General features: G+C 44.7%; 19 protein-coding genes and 1 pseudogene. 12 read left to right on the top strand and 8 right to left on the bottom strand.

What is annotated here, in order from left to right:
• Positions 1-216: 216 nt before the first annotated feature.
• Genes KIV40_RS24675 through KIV40_RS24660 form a run of 4 tightly spaced genes read right to left on the bottom strand, consistent with a single transcriptional unit; the run spans position 217 to position 2,514 of the window.
• Positions 217-861, bottom strand: coding sequence for a GNA1162 family protein (locus KIV40_RS24675; protein ID WP_285351824.1), 645 nt, complete (start codon positions 859-861; stop codon positions 217-219).
• Positions 861-1,232, bottom strand: coding sequence for a DUF4810 domain-containing protein (locus KIV40_RS24670; protein WP_012129165.1), 372 nt, complete (start codon positions 1,230-1,232; stop codon positions 861-863). Before KIV40_RS24670 ends, KIV40_RS24675 begins: the two co-directional genes overlap by 1 nt.
• Positions 1,229-1,546, bottom strand: a complete 318-nt coding sequence (locus KIV40_RS24665; RefSeq protein ID WP_012129166.1) for a hypothetical protein — start codon at positions 1,544-1,546, stop codon at positions 1,229-1,231. The genes KIV40_RS24670 and KIV40_RS24665 overlap by 4 nt, the downstream gene beginning before the upstream one ends.
• Positions 1,546-2,514 carry a CsgG/HfaB family protein gene (locus KIV40_RS24660; protein ID WP_285351821.1) on the bottom strand — a complete coding sequence of 323 codons (969 nt, stop codon included), beginning with the start codon at positions 2,512-2,514 and terminating at the stop codon, positions 1,546-1,548. Before KIV40_RS24660 ends, KIV40_RS24665 begins: the two co-directional genes overlap by 1 nt.
• 438 nt (positions 2,515-2,952) lie before the next feature.
• On the opposite strand from KIV40_RS24660, the gene artP reads away from it, so the two are divergent.
• The 5 genes from artP to KIV40_RS24635 all read left to right on the top strand — a co-directional run bounded on the left by artP (position 2,953) and on the right by KIV40_RS24635 (position 6,582).
• A complete protein-coding gene (artP, locus tag KIV40_RS24655) occupies positions 2,953-3,681 on the top strand; it encodes an arginine ABC transporter ATP-binding protein ArtP (protein WP_086371358.1) in 729 nt (242 codons plus the stop codon).
• Between the two features lie 89 nt (positions 3,682-3,770).
• Positions 3,771-4,514 (top strand): arginine ABC transporter substrate-binding protein, encoded by a 744-nt coding sequence (locus KIV40_RS24650; protein ID WP_012129170.1) that lies wholly within the window; start codon positions 3,771-3,773, stop codon positions 4,512-4,514.
• A 1-nt stretch (position 4,515) separates the two neighbouring features.
• Complete coding sequence (artQ, locus tag KIV40_RS24645; RefSeq protein WP_012129171.1) at positions 4,516-5,205, top strand: arginine ABC transporter permease ArtQ; 690 nt, start codon at positions 4,516-4,518, stop codon at positions 5,203-5,205.
• Positions 5,202-5,870, top strand: coding sequence for an arginine ABC transporter permease ArtM (gene artM / locus KIV40_RS24640; RefSeq protein WP_005431471.1), 669 nt, complete (start codon positions 5,202-5,204; stop codon positions 5,868-5,870). Before artQ ends, artM begins: the two co-directional genes overlap by 4 nt.
• Positions 5,871-6,009: 139 nt before the next feature.
• On the top strand, positions 6,010-6,582 hold the full coding sequence (locus KIV40_RS24635; protein WP_012129172.1) for a protocatechuate 3,4-dioxygenase: 573 nt from the start codon (positions 6,010-6,012) through the stop codon (positions 6,580-6,582).
• Positions 6,583-6,591: 9 nt separating this feature from the next.
• On the opposite strand, the gene KIV40_RS24630 is transcribed toward KIV40_RS24635, so the two are convergent.
• The gene (locus KIV40_RS24630) at positions 6,592-7,422 is read right to left on the bottom strand and encodes a LysR family transcriptional regulator (protein ID WP_285351818.1); all 831 of its coding nucleotides are present in this window, start codon (positions 7,420-7,422) and stop codon (positions 6,592-6,594) included.
• 118 nt (positions 7,423-7,540) lie between these two features.
• Here KIV40_RS24630 and KIV40_RS24625 point away from each other — a divergent pair, with 118 nt between their 5' ends.
• The gene (locus tag KIV40_RS24625) at positions 7,541-8,188 is read left to right on the top strand and encodes a glutathione S-transferase family protein (protein ID WP_012129174.1); all 648 of its coding nucleotides are present in this window, start codon (positions 7,541-7,543) and stop codon (positions 8,186-8,188) included.
• A gap of 45 nt (positions 8,189-8,233) precedes the next feature.
• On the opposite strand, the gene KIV40_RS24620 is transcribed toward KIV40_RS24625, so the two are convergent.
• Both KIV40_RS24620 and KIV40_RS24615 read right to left on the bottom strand, forming a co-directional pair.
• Complete coding sequence (locus KIV40_RS24620; protein ID WP_012129175.1) at positions 8,234-8,566, bottom strand: hypothetical protein; 333 nt, start codon at positions 8,564-8,566, stop codon at positions 8,234-8,236.
• Positions 8,559-9,935 (bottom strand): DUF3859 domain-containing protein, encoded by a 1,377-nt coding sequence (locus KIV40_RS24615; protein ID WP_285351815.1) that lies wholly within the window; start codon positions 9,933-9,935, stop codon positions 8,559-8,561. Before KIV40_RS24615 ends, KIV40_RS24620 begins: the two co-directional genes overlap by 8 nt.
• 827 nt (positions 9,936-10,762) lie before the next feature.
• Between KIV40_RS24615 and KIV40_RS24610 the strand changes: the two genes are divergently transcribed.
• The 4 genes and pseudogenes from KIV40_RS24610 (at position 10,763) to KIV40_RS24595 (ending at position 17,581) form a co-directional block, all read left to right on the top strand.
• Positions 10,763-13,777 carry a flavocytochrome c gene (locus KIV40_RS24610; protein ID WP_285351813.1) on the top strand — a complete coding sequence of 1,005 codons (3,015 nt, stop codon included), beginning with the start codon at positions 10,763-10,765 and terminating at the stop codon, positions 13,775-13,777.
• Between the two features lie 95 nt (positions 13,778-13,872).
• A complete protein-coding gene (locus KIV40_RS24605) occupies positions 13,873-14,844 on the top strand; it encodes an FAD:protein FMN transferase (protein WP_285351811.1) in 972 nt (323 codons plus the stop codon).
• Between the two features lie 327 nt (positions 14,845-15,171).
• Positions 15,172-15,393: pseudogene (locus KIV40_RS24600) on the top strand (hypothetical protein); the annotation flags it as partial.
• Between the two features lie 667 nt (positions 15,394-16,060).
• Positions 16,061-17,581: an EAL domain-containing protein gene (locus KIV40_RS24595; protein ID WP_012129184.1), complete on the top strand. Its 1,521-nt coding sequence runs from the start codon at positions 16,061-16,063 to the stop codon at positions 17,579-17,581.
• A gap of 58 nt (positions 17,582-17,639) precedes the next feature.
• Here KIV40_RS24595 and KIV40_RS24590 read toward each other — a convergent pair whose 3' ends face one another.
• Complete coding sequence (locus KIV40_RS24590) at positions 17,640-19,301, bottom strand: electron transfer flavoprotein-ubiquinone oxidoreductase (protein WP_285351829.1); 1,662 nt, start codon at positions 19,299-19,301, stop codon at positions 17,640-17,642.
• A 279-nt stretch (positions 19,302-19,580) separates the two neighbouring features.
• On the opposite strand from KIV40_RS24590, the gene KIV40_RS24585 reads away from it, so the two are divergent.
• Together KIV40_RS24585 and KIV40_RS24580 are read left to right on the top strand one after the other, a co-directional pair.
• A complete protein-coding gene (locus KIV40_RS24585) occupies positions 19,581-20,330 on the top strand; it encodes an electron transfer flavoprotein subunit beta/FixA family protein (RefSeq protein WP_012129187.1) in 750 nt (249 codons plus the stop codon).
• An 11-nt stretch (positions 20,331-20,341) separates the two neighbouring features.
• The gene (locus KIV40_RS24580) at positions 20,342-21,307 is read left to right on the top strand and encodes an FAD-binding protein (RefSeq protein WP_285351808.1); all 966 of its coding nucleotides are present in this window, start codon (positions 20,342-20,344) and stop codon (positions 21,305-21,307) included.
• The last annotated feature ends 44 nt before the right edge of the window (positions 21,308-21,351 follow it).

Genomic DNA, 21,351 nt, shown 5'->3' with positions numbered 1-21,351 from the left:
GTACTAGAACCTCTCTTTTTTGATAAATCCTTTATAAGATGAATACGCTCAGAAAATCAGCTTTTTACAAAATGAATCCAGTTTGTTTCAAGGTTGAACCTTGCATAATCGAGGAAATGTTACGGGAGATTTTTCTCAAAATGAGAGGGGCATAAATGAATAAAAAAGCGGATTGCTTGTTTAGCAATCCGCTTACTAGAAATAGCACCGGATGGTTTAATTTGTTGCTTTTTTTGAATGGGGGCCGTTTGGCAAGTACGTTGACTGATCTGTGTAGAACACTTGATAGTTAGCCATTCGGGTTAGCGGCATATAATCAGGTGCCGCTCTGTTAATTGTCGCTGTAATTACTGCGCCAATTAAGTCTGCGATGGCATTGCCCGAAGAGCTATTCTGAGGGGTGTACTCCATCTTTTTCGAGGCTTCCCAGATAGTTTTTCCTTCACGATCTTTGAAAGTGTATGTGAACTCTACTTGTGTTGTACTTGAAATAAGAACATACGTGGTATCCCAGCGCTCAATCGTCACATAAAGGAGGACGTCTGCACCAAACATGCCTGCTAACTTATCAGTTGGGAGGGATTGGATTTCCGCAGGTTCGTATAGCCCTTCGTATTCAAGAATAGTCTTTACTGTATTTGATGGGTAAACATAGTAACCTTTCTCTGCCAACATTACAGGAAGAGAGCTGTATACGGCTAGTGGTGCATCCACATCTACACTTTGGTTTACGACAGGCAAAACAAGGATCGACTTAGGATTAGCATCCTCAAAACCAGTTTGTCGTTCTACTTTAGTTGTTTGACATGCGGATAATGTAGATGCAAGCGCGATCAAGAATAGAGTCTTAACGTAATTCATCAATTGTTTACCCCAGCTTCGTGATCTTGTCTCTCCAAGTTTTGAATAAGCGCATTCATTAATGGTGCACTTTCCGGCCAAACTTCCGCCTCTTTCCTATAAAAAGCTACAGCCTTAGTTGTATCGCCTGATTTCAGGTTAAAGGTACCGACTTCTGCGTATAGTCCTGGCGCTGGTTTTTGTCCATTTTCCTCTAGCTCAGCAAGATGTGATTCCAGAGCTACCGGAAATTCTTTGGCTTCAACTGGGTCATGATAGTACTCATAAAGTCCCTCATCGTAACCGCCCCAATCATATAAGGTGTTTGTCGTTTGACAGCCTACTAAAAATAGAGGTAAAGAAACGGCAAGTGCAGGCGCTAAATATTTCATTCAACAATTACCTCTTTTGTTACACCATCACCGACATAGATTTTTTGTGATGATATTAGTGAACCATCTTTGTAGAACTCAATAATGTGAGTACCAGGAAGAACACGGAGCGCTTTTTTACCAGTGGTGTACTGTGCAATAGAACCATTATCTAGTCCATCAATCACTACGTTGTAATCAGAGCTACTGTCTTCTTGAACAGAGAATGTTAGTTGTGGTCTGTTATCGACTGTCTTGCTTTCTGTTGTTGGCATTTGTACACAGCCAGCTGTGAAAGCAAGAATCAGGGCAGAGATCATTAGTTTGATGTTCATTATTTTTGCTCCACAACATTTAAGCTGTTGATATCAAAGTTTGCAATTGAACCAGAGTTTACGACAGCGATGGCACCTTCGTTTGTCTCTGTATCACCAAAAGTTTGAACAATTTCGATCTCAGCGACTTTTTTCCCTGGAAGGGTGATATCAAAACCAGTTTGTTTTGATTTCACTTGTTTGCCTTGAGTTTCAACATTGAAAGTCATACCTGACTTGATGCCTTGAGATTCGCCACCACTGATGTAAATCATGCCGTCTTCGACTGCAAGGATGTCAGTTGTCCATGGTCTTGTTTGGATTTCTGCCGTTAGCTTACTAATAGCGTCAGAAATTGCGTTTGCGATTGCAGAATCGTTCAACGTGCCATCATAAGAAGACTTAGAGCCAAACCCTGCCACAGAAGCGGACTCTGAACTCGATTCGCCAGCACCTGAAAGTGAGTGGTATACGAGTCCTGTTTTGCTATCTACTAGTCGTAGGTCGACTTTTGCATAAGCTACTTGTTTTTTGGTCGATGATAGGAAGCCACTTTCACCTTCAGTTTTGCGGCCAAACTCCGTTAATGAACCAATGATTAAAGTGTCTACACCGACTATGTTTAACTCTTCACCGGTAAGCTTTGCTTCATCTTTCAATCGCTCAATGTCCGGTCTTTCAAAAACCATATATTGGCCTGACTCAGTCAGAGCTTTGGATAACATGTCCGTAACTTGTTTACCGAGGACATCTCCTTTTTCATCTCGCAGTAAACTTTTACCATAAATGGTCTCATTAGAAATTCGACCTAATGCGACTTTGCGTTTCAAGGTTGGTGACTGAGATGAGTTTTCAAGGGCCTGTTTTTGAGCCTGAAGTTGCTCAGCTTGTGAATGGCTACTTTCTGTAGACTTAATCTGAGGGCTCTGAGTAGCACAGCCACTGACAAAAGCAGCAAACATCGTAACTGCTGCAATTTTAGATTTCATTGTTCTTTCCTGTTTTATGTGATGCTCATGATATTCAAGGACACACTAATTCATAACTAAAGTATTTTCTGTGCCTCTGGTTGCAATAATATATCCGGTACTTCGTGCTGTAAAAGATAAAGAATCTTATTTGTTATGACCTTGCGTATTTTTTAATGCTATGTTTCAGTTTGTATGGTTGGTTGTGTGAATTGAAAATTAAAGTGCTTTATTTTCCAATTATGCAACTTGATGATCTTGTAAAGCACTTGTTTGTGCACCTTACTTTCTTCAACAAATACCGTTAAAACCTTACTCATTGCACCAGTCATATACTCTGCTGAGCTGGTTTTTTCTTGTACAAAAAATTAACAACTTAAATTTTTATACATTTTTATTGCATAAAATCTCCTTCTTGCTAGTATGAGCGTCAGATGACAATTAATGCAGTATGGCAGCATGAGTATTCAAGTTAAAAGTATCAATAAGTCTTACGGCGATACCCAAGTTCTACACGATGTCAGTTTTAATTGTGAAAGCGGTGAAACGCTGGTGTTACTCGGTCCAAGTGGTGCAGGGAAGAGCTCTCTACTACGTGTTCTTAACCTTCTTGAAGGAGCGGATAACGGCCAGTTAAACATCGCTGATGACGCATTCGACTTTTCAACTGAAATCAAAGAGAAGCAAGGTTTAGCGCTTCGTCGTAAAGTGGGCATGGTGTTCCAACAGTACAACCTATGGCCACACATGACAGTGATGGAGAACCTGATTGAGGCTCCGGTAAAAGTCTCTGGCATGGATAAAGAAGAAGCGAAGAAGCAGGCAATGCAAATTCTCGCGACGCTGCATTTGGCAGACAAAGCGGATGCATGGCCGATGCAACTTTCTGGCGGTCAGCAACAACGTGTGGCGATTGCCCGAGCCCTGATGATGAAACCAGAAGTCTTGCTTTTTGATGAGCCTACCGCGGCGCTTGACCCTGAAATCACGAACCAAGTGGTCAAAATCATTAATGATTTAAGCGAAACCGGAATTACACAAGTAGTTGTGACCCACGAGGTGGATTTCGCCAAGAAAATCGCTAGCCATGTTCTATACCTAGAACAAGGTCACATCGTAGAACACGGCACGCACGACGCATTTGTTAATCCGCAAACCACTCAGTTTGCCGATTACCTAAATCACTAAATTACGTTTTTTAAAGTTCAGTCTATTTAACAGATAAGCTCGGCTGTCATTGCGAGTGTCAGCCCACTAAGTACACACGGAGTATTGCAATGAAAAAGATTTTACTAGCTTCACTAATCGGCCTTTCTTCTGCAACCATGGCAGCGAACGCAGCAGCACAAGAAGAGATCAAATTCGCGATGGAAGCGACTTACGCACCGTTCGAATACATGGATGAAAACAACCAAATCCAAGGTTTTGACGTGGATCTGGCGAACGCACTATGTAAAGAAATGGAAGCACAATGTACCTTCCACAACCAATCTTTTGACAGCCTGATCCCTGCATTAAAATTCAAGCGTTACGATGCGGCTATCTCTGCAATGGATATTACTGACGCGCGTTTGGAGCAAGTGAACTTTTCTGCCCCTTACTACGACAACTCAGCAGCGTTTGTTTCTATCAAAGAAAAAGTGGCCGATCAAAAAGCACTAGAAGGTAAGCGTGTTGGTGTTCAAAACGGTTCAACACACCAAAGCTACCTGATCGAGCAAATGCCAGGTGTAACAGCGGTTCCTTACTCAAGCTACCAAGACGCATTCATCGATATGAAGAATGGCCGTATTGATTCTGTATTCGGTGACACAGCAGTTGTAGCGGAATGGTTCAAGAAAGAAAACAACCTAGCGTACGTGGGCGAGCACGTTACTAACCCTAAATACTTCGGTAACGGTTTCGGTATCGCAGTAAACAAAGGTAACGACGAGCTAGTGAACAAGCTGAACACGGCACTGAAAACAGTGAAAGCGAACGGCGAATACGACGTAATCTACAACAAGTACTTCGGTAAGTAATATGGCACTAACGGGTTACTCTTTATCGCTTGTTCAAGCTAGTTGGATGACTGTCCAGCTAGCATTCACAAGCCTTTTAGTCGGTTTGATTCTGGCAGTGGTATTCGCCAGTGGTGAAATGTCTCGCCGCGTTTTCGTTAAATGGCCAATGACGGCGTTTGTGACGATTGTGCGTGGCTTGCCAGAAATCCTTGTCGTGTTGTTCATCTATTTTGGTTCGACGCAGGTTCTGTTTTTAATCACCGGCGACTTTATTGAAGTTAGCCCGTTCTTGTCTGGCGTGGTGGCGTTGTCATTGATCTTCGCTTCCTACGCTTCTCAAACTCTACGTGGCGCATTAAAAGCCGTTGGAAGAGGGCAGAGAGAAGCAGCAAGTGCACTCGGCATCAGTCAAGCACACGCTTTCGTTCGCATTGTTTTACCACAAGCAATAAGACACGCACTACCAGGTTTAACTAACCAATGGTTGGTTCTGCTGAAAGACACCGCACTTGTATCACTGATTGGCGTAACGGATTTGTTGAAACAAGCGCAGCTAACATCTGCAGCGACCCATGAAGCATTTACATGGTACGCAACTGCTGCGGCGATTTACTTAGGCATTACTTTGATTACACAACGTGCCGTCAAACTGATTGATAAGAAATTCTCAATTCAAGGCATGAGCATGGGACAGGAGGCAACCGCATGAACGAACAACATGTTTGGCAAATGCTGGATGGCTTAGGCACTAGCCTTCAATTGACCGCCGCTTCCTTGGTTGTGGGCTGTCTTTTAGCTTTGATGATGACGCTGACTCTGATCCTACGTACTCCGGGTTTACATTGGGTAAGTCGTGGCATCATCACCTTGTTCACAGGTACACCTTTGTTGGTACAGATCTTCTTGGTGTACTACGGTCCAGGTCAGTTTGATGCAGTAAGAGAAAGTGTATTCTGGACATGGTTAAGCCAACCTTGGTTCTGTGCGATGTTAGCGCTAGCGCTCAATACCGCGGCATACAGTACTCAGTTGTTCAAAGGGGCTTTTAACGCGATTCCTTCTGGTCAGTGGCAAGCGTGTCGTGCTCTGGGTATGAACAAAGCCGCAACGCTGAAAGTGCTGCTGCCTTACGCTATTCGCCGTGCTGTTCCGGCTTACTCGAACGAAGTGATTTTGGTCTTCAAAGGCACGTCACTAGCAAGCACGATTACGATCATGGATCTGATGGGTTACGCGCAGCGCATTAACGCACAAACTTACGATACATTGACGGTATTTGGTATTGCAGGCGCATTTTATTTAACGGTAAATGGTGTGCTAACTCTCATTTTCCGTCAGGTAGAGAAGAAAGCATTGGCGTTCGAAGCCGCATAAATCTTCAATCAAACACTCATCATTTAGTTCCACAGTGCCTCTGCAAATGACTCTCTAGCAGGGGCATTTTTTATATTCGTCATGGCAAATCGCTCAAGTTCCACCAAACTTAACTCAAAACTTTTCGATTGGTGACATTATGGAACGACGACACTTTTTAGCGCTGTGGACATTGTTGTTCGCACCCTCTTTAAAAGCGAAAACACCAATGCGACCGACGCCAGCACAAACAGAAGGGCCATTTTATCCAGTAGTGAACATTCCTCTTCGTCAAAACTTGATTCTGCAATCAGAGGGCTTGGTCGGTGAACCTATCGTGTTGCAAGGCAAAGTCGTAGATACAACAGGAAACCCAGTTTCAGGCATCAAGGTAGAAATCTGGCAATGTGATGGGCAGGGGATTTACGAGCATCCTAAGCAGCCAAATAACGATAAGTTTGATGCTCACTTTGCAGGCTTTGGCGCAGTCGAAACTCAATCGGATGGTCGCTACTTATTCCAGACTTTGTATCCCGTGCCTTATGCCTCTCGTCCGCCGCACATTCACGTCAAGTTGTGGCGTGATAACCAAGAGCTGCTGACCACTCAGTTGTACTTAAAAGGCAATACTGGTGATGAATGGTGGGGCGGCAAAGCCCGTGATTCTCTACAGTTTGAAACTATACTATTCGACGGGCGATTAACGGGCGAATTTAACTTTGTGATTGGCTAGCTAATCCGGTTAAGCCATTAACTCAACCAATTGCGCTAAGCATTCTTTATCCAGTATTGGATGAGGCTCAACACCCGTTACCAGCACAATATCCACGGAAGGCAGCGATGGCATATCGTTTAAGATCTCGAGATCATCGCTAACGCTAATACTGCCCATAGCACCGATAGCCATACCTGAACGTACAATTGCTCGTTGTGCAGAGGCCGTATTGCAACACGCTAATAGTTGATAAGGAATACCACGTTTGGTTAATCCATCGACGGCCGCAGCATGGTATTTGCAGTCGGTTTGGAATAGGGCGAGAGGGAGAGGTTGGGCGCGCTCGATGTCAAAATCAGGATGAGCAATCCACACGCCTTTGTCGCTTGCTAGCCAGTAACCTTCTTCACTGTCCGGTGCTCTTGTCAAAATAGCGGCGTCTAGCTTTCCTTCATCGAGTTTTTCTCTCAAGGTGATGCTTGGCTCACTGAAGACTTGAATCGAACACGTGGGTTCAGATTGTTGTAATACACGAATGACTTTAGGCAGGATATTGTCGTTATAGTCTTCTGGGCAACCTAAGCGAAGAGGGCGCTTATTTTCATAGCGCTTCACCTGTTTCAGCGCTTTATTGTGTAAGCTGACTAGTTGCTCTGCATGAGAGCGTAGTGCCAATCCCGCTTCACTCAGTACGAGGTTACGACCCTCTTTCTCAAACAAGCTGACACTGAGTTCGTCTTCCAACTTACGCATTTGTGCACTAAACGCTGATTGGGTGCGATTGATCTGTTTGGCTGCACGAGTGAAACTTCCCGTTTCTACAAAGGCAAGAAAGCTACGCAACGCATCGATATCCATATCTAAAACTCATCCATCGTTTTTGTTGAAGTGTTCCATCAAAACTATCCGTTAGTCCCCTTAAATACAATCAGATATTGTGAATGGGTACTCAAAACACGAACCGCATGGGGGCGTCATGAAACTGTTTATTGCTAACCAAAACTACTCGAGCTGGTCACTGCGCGCATGGCTGATCTTTTCTCAATTCAAATTGGATGTGGAAGTCACCAAGCTCAAGTTATTCACGGAAGATTTTTACAAAACCTTGGAATGTATTACACCAACCGCGAAAGTACCTACATTGGTGGATGGTGACGCAACCGTGTGGGATTCATTAGCGATTTTGGAGTACGTTAACGAGCAGTACTTGCAAGGTAGAGCATGGCCAAGTAAGTCTGCAGAACGGGCTAAAGCACGCGCCATCGCTTCAGAAATGCATTCGGGTTTCTTTGATTTAAGAAACGAACTCCCAATGAATATCTGCGCGCGCAGAAAAGTCGATTTAACTGAAGGTGCGCGTAAGGATATTGCGCGTATTGATGCTATTTGGACAGAACAAGCAAAGCAGTATCCGAACGGGTGGCTATTTGGAGAATGGTCTATCGCCGATGCCATGTATGCACCTGTGGCATTGCGCTTCCAAACTTATGGCATCGAGTTATCGGAAGGTGCCAAAGCTTACCAACAAAAGGTGCTAGCAAGTGAATCTTTACAGCAATGGTTGGAAGAGGCGAACCAAGAAACGGATATCGTAGAAGAAGATGAAGCAGGGGTAGAAGTTTAACGGTACTAGAGCCTCACTTGATGGGAGGCTCTATTCAAAAATACCTTATTTACTTTTCATACATTGAAGTACTTCTGTTCGCTCGAAATGATTTTCTTCTGCGTAGGTTCCCATTAAACACCCTGTATAAAAGAGAAACGCATTTTTCAGAGCGTCTTTACTGTCAAATTTGTCCTTTTGTTTTTTGATTTCTCGTGCCATTAATGACTGGCAGCTCTTGGTGTAAGGCTCAAGAGCTTGTTCACATTTACGAGTACTATCGAACCCAAAACAGCGCTGAAAGGCGGTTTCTTTACAAACATAACTAGAACCTTTGCTGAGTAAGTTTTGCATGACCAGAGCTTCCTTGATTGAAGTGAGTTCTTTCGGATCATCCATATTGACTAGCTGGAAGGCTTTTTTTTGCCACGACGCTATCGCGGTAAAGTATCTCGAGTTGCCAACGGCCAGACACCAGCTCGCTTTTATCGCCGAAATACCACATCGCGAGGTTACGATCATGCTTAAACATGGTGTCAGGCCAAGTAGATTCGGTGAATCCTTTGCCTGTTTTAGGAACGACAATCTTTGGATGTGTCATCCGGACGGTGATTGGGAATTTGTTGGTTTTTGCAAGGCTAGGCTCTACTTCACCCTGCGCATTCTTGGGCAACGTAGCCGAGTATCGAAAGCCAATGTATTGGCCGAGTTTTGGCATCACCATTTGTGTTGGAGTCACGGTGTACTCTTTTCCCTCTTGCGTTATTACACCACCTTCAATAATGCTGACACGAGGAGATAGTAGGTTTGAGATGTTTTTCTCTTCGCTTGCTTGAGAGGTCGTCGTTAGAGCAGCGGCATAAGGTGAACCCTCGACTGAAAACAGAACAAACTCATGACCTTTAGCCAATGTAATATCATAAAGTGGGTTGTTGAATGCTATGAACTTCTTCAAGGCCAGTTGTTGAGTCAGATCCAGTTTGGTCAATTTATTATTGTTTAGCTCGAGTGATGTTAAGTTTGGGTTTTTACCCAATTGGAATTCGGCTAACTGGTTGTAGTCTGCTTTAACTTCTTGCAACTGTGTCTGTTGGCTTAAGTCCAAACTGGTGAGCTTATTATTACGCACGTTAAGGTGCTTAAGATTCGCGTTTTTCGATAAATCAATCTCTTGCAATTGGTTTGATTGAAGAGATACGTGCGAAAGCTTTGGGTTATGGTTTAAGTCGATCGTAGTTAGGCTGCCACTTCCAAGAAAGAGCGTCTTTAGTTCGGAGTTTTGGCTAACGTTAAGTTCTGTCAGTTTATGGGCACTGAATCCAAGGTCACGCAACCGTGATAGATGGCGTATGTCTATTTTTGCAATAGGCATTTTGTAGGCGTAGAGACTTTTCAGCTTCAAGTTCTTATTGATGTTGAGCTGCGTCAGGTTGTTTTCTGAAATAGTCAGAGTTTCAAGCTCTGGGTTATGAGAGAGGTCGATATCTGTCAATTGGTTGTTCGCCAAGATCAGGCGTTTGAGCTTTGGATTATTTGTAGTATCGACGCTTTTAATGTTGTTATTTAGGAGAATCAAGTCTTCTAGTACAGGGAAATATTTAATTTCTTCCACAGAGCTAATGTTATTGTTGGAGCAGTCGAGTTCGGTCAAAATATTTGGTGAAGACGCTTCGTAGCCAGAAAAGCAATCAGCAAAGTTTGGGTCGACAAACTGAATGTCACCAATGGTTTCTGGAGTGGAACCATACGCAAAACCGGATAACGCCAATCCACTTGTGCCATCACCATTTTACCGGATAACCAGATTAGGTTTACCACTGACGCCTTCATATATTAATCCTTTTCGAAGTATTTTCTTTTTAGTTTTAGGCGCTCAATTGCCTTGCCGTTAGTGAATACTGTTTCGACAATGAATAGAGCAACAATGAATAGTTCTGCAGCAGTTTACGCAATCTCTCAAAATAAAACTGTAGGTAAACTACCGGAACTACTAGCTTTTTCATCTAAATTTTTCGAATGGTGATGAAGGTAACGTCGGTGGGAGGGGGCATTTCGAAAGCAAATAAAGTAGCGATGAATTGTGCAATAGGTGACAGGCAATATCTGTTTTTTGTAAAATTATCTGACCGTGATGAAAGTCGGTTATGTGACTCTTAGAGATGAGTCATAAAGACTTGAGACATAAAAATACGGAGTACAGATAACGGCGATAATATCCGTACCTCGTAGGCTTGTTGAGTCGCTGAGTACTCGTCTAGTTACCCAATTCACTTTTACCTTTTCTTCGTAAGTTAGCACTTAAATTACTCGTTATATTCCAGTTCAGAAAAGGCTTAACGCCTAACTAAACGTTAAGGCGTCGCACTTCATCTCCTGCCGTTTTTACCATTCAAATCAAACCACTTGGCCTGTAATTAATGCGCTTCAATCATAGCTAAAATGCAAAGTATTCATTTTACTCATACGGTCAAATCAATAATATTTTTGTGGTTATCGAATGAGGGCGTTGGTTTTCATATCAAAAACACTTGTGGTGCGCAGACCGAACTGGAGGTGCCTTTGATATGAGAATTAATCTGTTAAAGGAAACTATTTATGGCTCAGTTAATCGATGAAATTGTATTTCAATCAGGGGTCAAACTGCATAATCGTATCGTGATGGCACCGATGACGATTCAGTCTGCATTCTTTGATGGCGGCGTAACGCAAGAGATGATCAACTACTACGCGGCACGTTCTGGTGATGCGGGGGCAATCATTGTCGAGAGTGCGTTTGTAGAAAATTATGGTCGTGCTTTCCCGGGTGCTCTTGGTATTGATACCGACAGCAAAATCGCAGGCTTAACTAAGCTTGCCGATGCGATTAAAGCAAAAGGCTCTAAAGCCATTTTGCAGATCTACCATGCCGGTCGTATGGCAAACCCTGAGTTCAATGGCGGACACCAACCGATTTCTGCAAGTCCTGTCGCTGCCCTACGTGACAACGCTGAAACACCACTTGAGATGACCAAAGAACAAATCGAAGAGATGATCGAGCGCTTTGGTGATGCAGTAAACCGTGCAATTCTTGCTGGCTTCGATGGCGTTGAAATTCACGGCGCAAACACATACCTAATTCAGCAATTCTTCTCGCCACACTCAAACCGTCGTCACGACAAATGGGGTGGTAACATTGAAAGGCGTACCTCCTTCCCACTAGCTGTACTTGCAAAAACCAAGCAAGTAGCTGAGCAACATAACAAATCTGATTTCATCATCGGTTACCGTTTCTCCCCAGAGGAAATCGAACAGCCGGGCATCCGTTTTGATGACACCATGTTCCTACTAGACAAGCTTGCAACTCACGGTTTGGATTACTTCCACTTCTCAATGGGTAGCTGGTTACGTAACTCAATCGTTACGCCTGAGGATCAAGAGCCACTTATCGACAAATACCGTAAACTTCAATCTGAAAGTGTCGCAAAAGTACCAGTGATTGGTGTTGGTGGTATTGCTCAGCGCAAAGATGCAGAAAATGCACTAAGGCAAGGTTACGACATGGTCAGTGTCGGTAAAGGTTATTTGGTTGAACCTACTTGGGCAAACAAAGCGCTTAACGATGAGACCTGTGCTGAGTTCGCGGACATCGCACAACAAGAAGCGCTGCAAATTCCAACGCCCCTTTGGGAAATCATGGACTACATGATTGTGGACAGCGCAGCAGAGGCATTGAAGCACCAACGCATCAAAGAGCTGCAGAATGTTCCAATCAAATTTAACTCAGGCGAGTACACGGCGTATGGTCGCGGTCACAATGGTGACTTGCCGGTTACCGTTACTTTCTCTGAAGATAAAATCCTCGACATTGTGGTGGACTCTTCTAAGGAATCAGACGGTATCGCAAACCCAGCGTTTGAACGTATTCCTCAACAAATCCTTGATGGTCAAACACTGAACATCGACGTGATATCCGGTGCGACAGTCAGCAGCCAAGCAGTACTGGACGGGGTGTCGAACGCCGTTGATCTGGCGGGTGGTAACTCAGAAGCACTACGATTCAAAGCTAAAGAAGCCGTGTCATGGTCATCGAAAACCATCGAAGAAACAGTGGATATCGTGGTTGTTGGCGGCGGCGGTGCTGGCTTGAGTGCAACCTTAACAGCACTAGATAAAGGCAAGTCGGTTATTTTGCTTGAGAAGTTCCCTGCAATCGGTGGTAACACGGTGCGTACTGGCGGTTGGGTGAACGCGGCAGAACCAAAATGGCAAGGTGATTTCCAAGCACTTCCTGGAGAAAAAGAAACCTTGATGCAGCTAGCGAAAACGGAGGAATCCGAGTTTGCGGGTGAGTACCTTGAAGACTTCAAAGTACTTAAAGCACAGCTAGACGGTTACTTTACAGATCTTGAGAACGGTAAGCAGTACTTGTTCGATTCTGTCGAATTACACCGCATTCAAACCTACCTTGGCGGTAAACGTACTGACCTGAATGGTGAATCAATTTATGGTCAATACGATTTGGTTGAGACCCTAACATCTCGCTCTATGGAATCTATTGATTGGTTGAGTGAAAAGGGCATTGATTTTGACCGTAGCGTTGTTGAGATTCCAGTTGGTGCCTTGTGGCGTCGTGCACACAAACCTAAACGTCAAAAAGGCGTAGAGTTTGTCGACAAACTATCAAAACGCATCCAAGAGCAAAACGGTCGCATCATTACGGATACACGTGCAACGGATTTGATGCTTGATAACGGTAAAGTGGTGGGCATCAAAGCGGTTCAAGCGGACGGTACAGAGCTTATCCTCCACGTTAATTATGGTGTGGTGTTGGCCTCTGGTGGTTTCGGCGCAAACACTCAGATGATTAAAAAGTACAACACATACTGGAAAGAAATCGCGGACGACATCAAGACCACAAACTCACCAGCACTGGTTGGTGACGGCATTGAAATTGGTGAGAAAGCGGGCGCAGAATTAGTTGGTATGGGCTTTGTGCAATTAATGCCTATTGGTGACCCTAAATCAGGTGCGCTGTTAACCGGCCTGATTGTGCCACCAGAGAACTTTGTGTTCGTGAACAAGCAAGGTAATCGCTTCGTTGATGAGTGTGGTAGCCGTGATGTGCTTTCTGATGCGTTCTTCGATAACGGTGGTCTGATTTACATGATTGCGGACGAGAACATTCGTCAAACCGCAGCGAATACGTCAGATGAAACCATCGAGCGTGAAATCAAAGAAGGCATCATTATTCAAGCTGATACGTTAGAAGAGTTGGCTGAGAAGATTGGCGTTCCGACGCAAGAGCTAACTAACACCATCGCACAATACAACGCTTGTGTGGATGCAGGACATGATCCTGAGTTCCATAAGAGTGCGTTCGGTTTGAAAGTGGAAAAAGCACCGTTTTACGCGACGCCACGTAAGCCTTCGGTTCACCATACAATGGGTGGCTTGAAGATTGATACTAAGGCGCGAGTGATTGGTAAAGACGGCGAAGTTATTCAAGGTCTGTACGCAGCAGGCGAAGTGGTGGGTGGTATCCACGCGGGTAACCGTCTTGGTGGCAACGCGCTGATCGATATCTTCACTTATGGTCGTATCGCTGGTGAGAGTGCGTCTGATCTTATTTAGGTACTCATTCAAGAGCAAAACAGAGCAGGATAAGTAATAATTCAGAGGGGGGCTATGCTTCCCTCTTTTTCCGTATTTAGCGTTTGGAGAAATCGATGAGCACGAATAAATACAGCGCCAGATTTCAGATGATGGGCACCTTTATCGATGTGGTGGTGTATCACTCGAAGGGTGAGCAACTTATAAGAGAAGCTTACGCGCAACTCGCCGATTACGCAGAGCGATTTACGGTCAATCAACCCGACTCTGAATTGATGCGTGTCAATCAAAATGCGGGCATAGCACCTTTGGTGGTAGCAAATGACCTATTTAACCTGATTAAGCTTGCTAAACAGCACAGCGAAGACACAAGAAATCCTTTTAACGTTGCAGTTGGTCCGCTTGTAAAAGCTTGGAGAATTGGTTTTATGGATGCCAAAGTGCCGTCTCATGATGTGATTACCGACAAGTTATCGTTGGTCGATCCTACCAAGATCATTCTGAGCGAAGATGACCACTCGGTGTTCTTAAGTCAAAAGGGGATGGAGATAGACTTGGGAGCGATAGCTAAAGGTTACTTCGCTGATCAGGTAAAGAACAAACTGGTTGAGGCTGGCGTGCAAAGTGGTTTTATCAGTTTAGGTGGAAACGTACTGACCATCGGTCATTCGCCAGATAACAGCAACAAAGCATGGAATGTGGGCATTCAGAACCCATTATCACAGCGCGGTGATGTCGTTCGCATCGTACCTTTACAGGGCATGTCGATGGTGACATCGGGTATCAATGAGCGATTTTTTGAATCAAATGGGCAGCGTTATCATCACTTGTTGGATGCCAAAACGGGGATACCAATTTCAACCGATATCGCTAGTTTGACGATTATCTCTCGGCTGTCTGTCGATGGTGAAATTTGGAGTACCGCAGGCTTTTTACCAAGCGTAGAAGAAGCGATGTCGTACCTAAATCAGCAACATTGCATCGAGGCTGTGGTTGTTTCAAAACAAGGAGAAGTGCACGTCACACGGGGGCTGATGGATTATAATGGCTGTATTTTATTGCGAGAAGAGCCTGCACTTACAGAGTAAGATGAGGCAGAAATTCAATCTTGCCTCATATCATCAAGTTATCGCGCTAGCGTTAATCATCCTCACCGCATTTAGCGCACTCTCCTTACGTGCGTTCGCCTTCGCTGATCACAAGATAGCTACCCACACATTGGTCACATAGCGCCAGCTTTGGGTAGGCAATTTTCTCTTTCTTTCACGTCGTGTCGCCTTCAGTTACGTAGTATTTTCGAATTGTCATGATTCATCAGCTGGAACAAGGGCAGCATTATATCCGGAATTGATGAGGAATGGCGATAATATCGCATTATGCTACCGACTCTATCTCACTCGAATATTCGTTGTTCAGCCAAGCTGTATCCGGACGGTTGGTTATTTGGAGAATGGTCTATCGCCGATGCTATGCATACAGCTTTGGCATTGCGCTTCTAAACTTATGGCATCGAGTTATCGGAAGGTGCTAAAGCATACCAACAGAAGGTACTAGCAAGTGAATCTTTATACCCAAGTAACCTCGAGATGCTAGGTTCAGCGAGAATGACTTGGTTTGTAGACGCGGCGGCGATTTAAAGATCTAGTGGGTCTAAATCAAGCATCGGCAACAAAGTATACAAGCCAAGACAGCTCGCCCTTCGGGAGCGTGTCATTGCCCCGATCTCTGCGTCAAACAACTTGGAAAGAGCCGAGCCAAGAAACGGATATCGTAGAAGAAGGTGAAGCAGGGGTAGAGGTCTTACTAAACGTAAGCGAAGAATAGAGCCTCATGTGATATGAGGCTCTATTCATGTATTAAACCACTTCGGTTTGCTCGAAATGATTTCTCTGCATCGCTTGCCACTAATGAATGCTGCTTTATTACTCTCAGGCTGTGTCATCGTATTAGTGGATTTTAGTAGCGTACTCTCTTAGCCTCTTTTATTCCTCTCTGTCACGGGAAGATTTGACAGTACGCTTATCGTTTTCTGAAGGTAAGTTAACGTCCTAATTATAGTCCTGCGCTTAAACTTTGTGTTCGATGAGTTCAAGAGCTACTTATACAAAAATACAGCATAATGTTACAACTTCTCAAAATTGAGAATACGATGCGCAAAAAGAAAGCTAGTCTCACATGGTATGTAGAGGTCACGTTATATACTGATATCCATACATTAAATCGCTCCAATAAGTTTGTTGAGTGCTATCACTTCTGAGAAGGCAGGCTACAAACTAAACATATATCCCATTAACTAGGCCTTTCATGTTTGCAAACAGTAAGAAAAATTCAACGAATCTAGTTTTGCTCTCTTTTCTTCCGAGCCTTTTCGCGCTGGCGTTTTTGTATTTCAGCTTTGGTCAGTCACTTGATGAGTTATCTCAGTTAAAAGCGTCGAGTGTGGTCCAAGAGGTCGATGAGATTCTGGAGTATGGTGAAGAGGCTAACAACCAATCCTTGATGCTTTTGGAGAATCCCGATAGCTGTGAGGCTCACAGTGTGGCTTTGCGCCATTTGGTCGCGACAGTGCCGTATGTACGAAGTGCCAACCTAGCCAAAGATAATGTGATTTACTGTACCTCGATCTGGGGAGACAGCCATTACCAGTACGACCTAGCAGATTACAGCTCTGGGCGTTTACGTTTAATGCATGGCAGTAAAGTCGATGCCAAACATCCTCTTATTGTGGTTCGATCTGAGTCGGGTGAGAATACCGCATTTAGTGGGATAGATAGCCTGTACTTGAGGCAGTTGTTAGAGCCTCACGACAAGTTGCACTCATACTTGGCTGTAGGTGAACAGTGGCTCGATAGCAAAGACCTTGTGCTTAAAGTTAACCCAGCGGACAGGCTGGTCGCTTGGCATAAAGTGTCATCAGCTAACTTTCCTTACAGTGTGTATTCGGGGTTTGATTACCCTAGTATGATTTCTGCATTTTGGGAGCAAGATAATCAATATATTGTTGCTATCTTAATCATTCAGACGCTCTTTGCGCTTTACCTTCTGTGGCTATCAAGACGTCCATCAAACTTATACCTAGAGATAGAGAGGGCGATGGAAAACAAAGAGTTTGTCCCTTACGCACAGCCTATTTTGAACAGTGCAAACAGAGAGATTCAGGGAATTGAAATCCTTTTGCGTTGGCAGCACCCAGTCCAAGGGACGGTAAGACCGGATCTTTTCATCCCTAAAGCTGAACGTTCAGGGTTGATCCTTCCGATCACACATCAATTGATGATACATACTGCGAAAGAAATTCGCCTATGGAAAGACAAACTACCAAAACCTTTTCATGTCGGTGTGAATATATCACCGCAACATTGCTCAAAAGGGACGCTTGTTAGCGCTTGCCAAGAATTCATCGATATTGTTGATTCTAAAGACGTTACCTTGGTCTTAGAACTCACGGAGAGAGAGGCGTTAAATTACTGCGATTTAACCGATGAAATATTCACTCAGATAAAAGACATGGGCTGTAAAATCGCAATCGATGATTTCGGTACAGGGCATTCTTCTTTGGTCAACTTACGTAAAGTCGATTTAGATTATCTTAAGATTGATCAAACGTTTGTACGAGATATTGGCGTTGATACGATAACCGGTCACTTATTACAGAATATGATTACTTTGTCTCATGACTTGTCGCTGGATGTGGTCGCTGAAGGGGTAGAAACGGAATTTCAAGCGGAGTACTTGAAGGAGAGAGGCGTAAGCTATCTACAAGGGTTCTTGTTTGCTAAGCCTATGCCGCTTAAAGAATTTTTGAGTAACGAGTTTGATACTTAGACTGACCGACTCATTAAGCTAGCGCAACAGCTTAACCATTGCGCTAGTCATTCATTGGTTACATGTTCTGATAACTCGGTCCGCCGCCACCCTCTGGTGCTTTCCAGGTGATGTTCTGCGAAGGGTCTTTGATGTCACAGGTTTTGCAATGCACACAGTTTGCGGCGTTGATTTGGAGTAACTTCTTGCCTTCTACTTCTACCACTTCATACACGCCAGCAGGGCAGTAACGCTGACTCGGCTCATCAAACTTCTTCAAATGCACTTGAATCGGAATATGAGGATAGGCGAGTTGCAAATGGCATGGCTGGTTTTCTTCGTGCTGTGTTCCGGACAAAAACACCGATGAGGGCTTGTCGAAACTGATGATGCCATCAGGTTTCACGTATTCAATGGGTTGGCATGCGTCAATCGGTTTTAATTGTTCATGATCGAGCGAAGTATCGGTAATTGTCCATGGTATTGGTTTCTTGACTAGTGGTTGCCAGATATTGTGTTCAAAGGTGGAAAGTGTACCGCCGAGTAGGCTGCCGAACTTATGAATGTTCGCACCAAAGTTACGCGTCTCGCTGAGTTCTTCATACAACCATGAGCTTTCAAATCGGCTTTGGTAATCCGGTTCTGGATTTGTTTGTGTGAATGCTTCGATTATGGCTTCTGCCGCTAGCAAGCCAGATTTCATCGCAGTGTGACTGCCTTTGATTTTGGCGACGTTCAAGGTGCCTGCATCGCAACCAATTAATAGACCTCCGGGGAATTGTTGTTTCGGCAGAGAAGAAAGCCCACCCTTGGCAATAGCCCTTGCTCCGTAAGCGATGCGTTGAGCGCCTTTTAAGTGTTTTTCGATTGCAGGGTGGTGCTTAAAGCGTTGAAACTCGTCAAATGGACTCAAGTAAGGGTTGCTGTAGTTTAAGTCGACAATAAGCCCAACGGCGATTTGATTGTTTTCCATGTGATAAAGAAAACCGCCACCAGTGGTGTTGGATTCACTCAGTGGATACCCTGCAGAATGGATCACACTGCCAGATTGATCTTTGGCGCCAGCAGGTAACTCCCAGATCTCTTTTAGCCCGAGCGCATAATGTTGCGGTTGTTTATCATCGTCTAAACCAAATCGTTGGATGAGCTCTTTACCAAGGTGGCCTCGGCACCCCTCGGCGAATACAGTGTATTTGGCTTTTAACTCGATACCCGCTTCAAAGTTGGGTTTGGCTTCCCCTTGCTTATCCAAGCCCATGTCACTGGTATTTACTCCAGTTACTGCACCTGATTCGTCGTAGTTTATGGTGGAAGCCGCGAAGCCGGGATAGACCTCGACACCGAGCGATTCCGCTTGCTCTGCTAACCAACGACACAAGTTTGCCAAGCTGATAACGTAGTTGTTTTCATCGTTAAGCATTGGGTTTGGCGTCAGAAAGTGAGGCACGCGGACGTGGTTGAGCTCTGTCGTTAAGTATAAGAAGGCGTCGTTTTTTACGAATACCGAGAGAGGCGCGCCCATGCTCTGCCAGTCTGGAAAGAGTTCATCCAACGCATGAGTCTCAAATACCGCGCCAGATAAAATGTGGGCGCCAACTTCTGAACCTTTTTCAACCACACAAATAGAAAGCGGCTCATCCTCTCGCTCTTGATTGAGTTGCGCTAATCGACAGGCGGCACTCAACCCAGCAGGTCCTGCGCCAACAATTACAACATCAAATTCCATGCATTCTCGTTCCATCATCTTGCTTCCTTTGTGTGAAACCTTTCTTCGTGTTTCAGGTGCTTCTTTTAATAAGCAGTGCTCGTATAAAGAACTATAGTCCAGTTGACGTAAACGTAAACTAAACTAAGCTCAAATGGTAACGTCAAAGGGCGTGATAAGATTTTTCAGTGACAATGTCACTAAATGGTTTTTGCAAGCAACACGATGAAAATGCTTAGCTTTAATGAAAATCTTGGTCACGTATGACCCAATTGCTAGGACGCGTATCGCTATTGCGATCTGCTAGGAGGGAATGTGAAAGTACTGGTTGCGATTAAACGTGTAGTTGATCCTTACGTGAAAGTTAGGGTGAAATCGGATGGTTCCGGCGTGGAAACCAACAACGTAAAAATGACGATGAATCCGTTCTGTGAAATTGCGGTGGAAGAGGCTGTACGCCTAAAAGAATCCGGCGTTGCGGAAGAGGTGCTAGTGGTCTCGATTGGAGATACTAGCTGTCAGGAGCAATTACGTTCAGCACTGGCGCTGGGTGCAGACCGTGCGATCCATATCGATGTTGAGCTGCCGCCAGAGCCTCTTGTGGTAGCGAAGTTGCTCAAAGTCGTTATGGAGCAAGAACAGGCTCAACTGGTGCTTTTGGGTAAGCAGTCAATCGATACAGATAACAACCAAGTTGCGCAAATGTTGGCTGCATTGACGAATCGTCCTCAAGGAACATTTGCATCGGAAGTGAAAGTCGAAGGGGAAACGGCTTTTGTTACGAGAGAAATTGATGGCGGTTTAGAGACGCTCAAGCTGGATTTGCCTGCCATTATCAGCACAGATTTGCGTCTAAATGAGCCGCGTTATGCCTCTCTACCGAACATCATGAAAGCGAAGAAGAAGCCTTTGTCTGTGATGACACCAGACTTCTTTGATGTGAGTGTTGAACGCTCCCAACAGGTACTTGAAGTCATGACACCGCCTGCACGAAAAGCGGGCGAAATGGTAGGCAGTGTGAGCGAGTTAGTCGACAAGCTCAAAAACGAAGCGAAAGTGATTTAGGAGGCATAATCATGGAAAACAAACCGTTAGCAACCTTGGTCATTGTGGAACACGATAACCAATCACTTTCAGTGGATACATTACGCGCATTGAGTGCGGCTTCTGATATTCAACAAGACGGTACACCTTTGCCTGTAACGGCGTTGCTCATCGGCCATCATTGCGGTTCAGTATTGGGCGAGTTGAAGTGTGTACAAGGTATTTCGCAGATCATCGTGAGTGATGCTGCCGAATATCAGCATCCGTTGGCAGAAAACCTGTCGACATTAATTGCCGACGTTGGTAAGGATTTTTCTCATATCCTAGCTCCAGCGAGTACGTTTGGTAAAAACCTAATGCCTCGTGTCGCTGCATTGCTGGATGTTGGGCAGCTGTCGGATGTGATTGCGATTGAATCGCCTGATACGGTTGTTCGTCCAATCTATGCCGGTAATGCGTTAGCCAGAGTTCGCTCGGACGATGCTACCAAAGTGATGACGATTCGAAGCTCTGCGTTTGACGCAATTGCTGTGTCTGATTCTCCAGTAGTTGAGAATGTCGCCACGTTAGAAACGGTAATTAAGGCAGAACACTGTGAGTTTGTTTCACAGCAGAAAGCGGAAAGTGAAAGACCAGAGCTACCGGCGGCGAACGTCGTTGTGTCCGGCGGTCGTGGGTTGGGCAGCAAAGAGAGCTTTGCGCTGGTGGAACAACTTGCTGACAAGCTTGGTGGCGCTATTGGTGCGTCTCGCGCTGCGGTAGATGCGGGTTTTGTGTCTAACGATTTGCAAGTTGGGCAGACAGGTAAGATTGTCGCGCCTCAGCTGTACATTGCTGTGGGTATTTCCGGTGCAATTCAACATTTAGCAGGGATGAAAGATTCCAAGGTGATTGTGGCGATCAACAGTGATCCAGAAGCCCCAATCTTCCAAGTTGCAGACTATGGTTTAGTTGGCGACCTGTTTGAGATTATGCCGGAGTTGCTGGAGAAGGTGTAAGTTCGATATTTTTCGGGCGTCATTTTGAGTTGCGAGGAACGTAT

This window comes from Vibrio sp. D173a (assembly GCF_030248475.1).
This window is presented reverse-complemented; position numbering and strand designations above follow the sequence as displayed.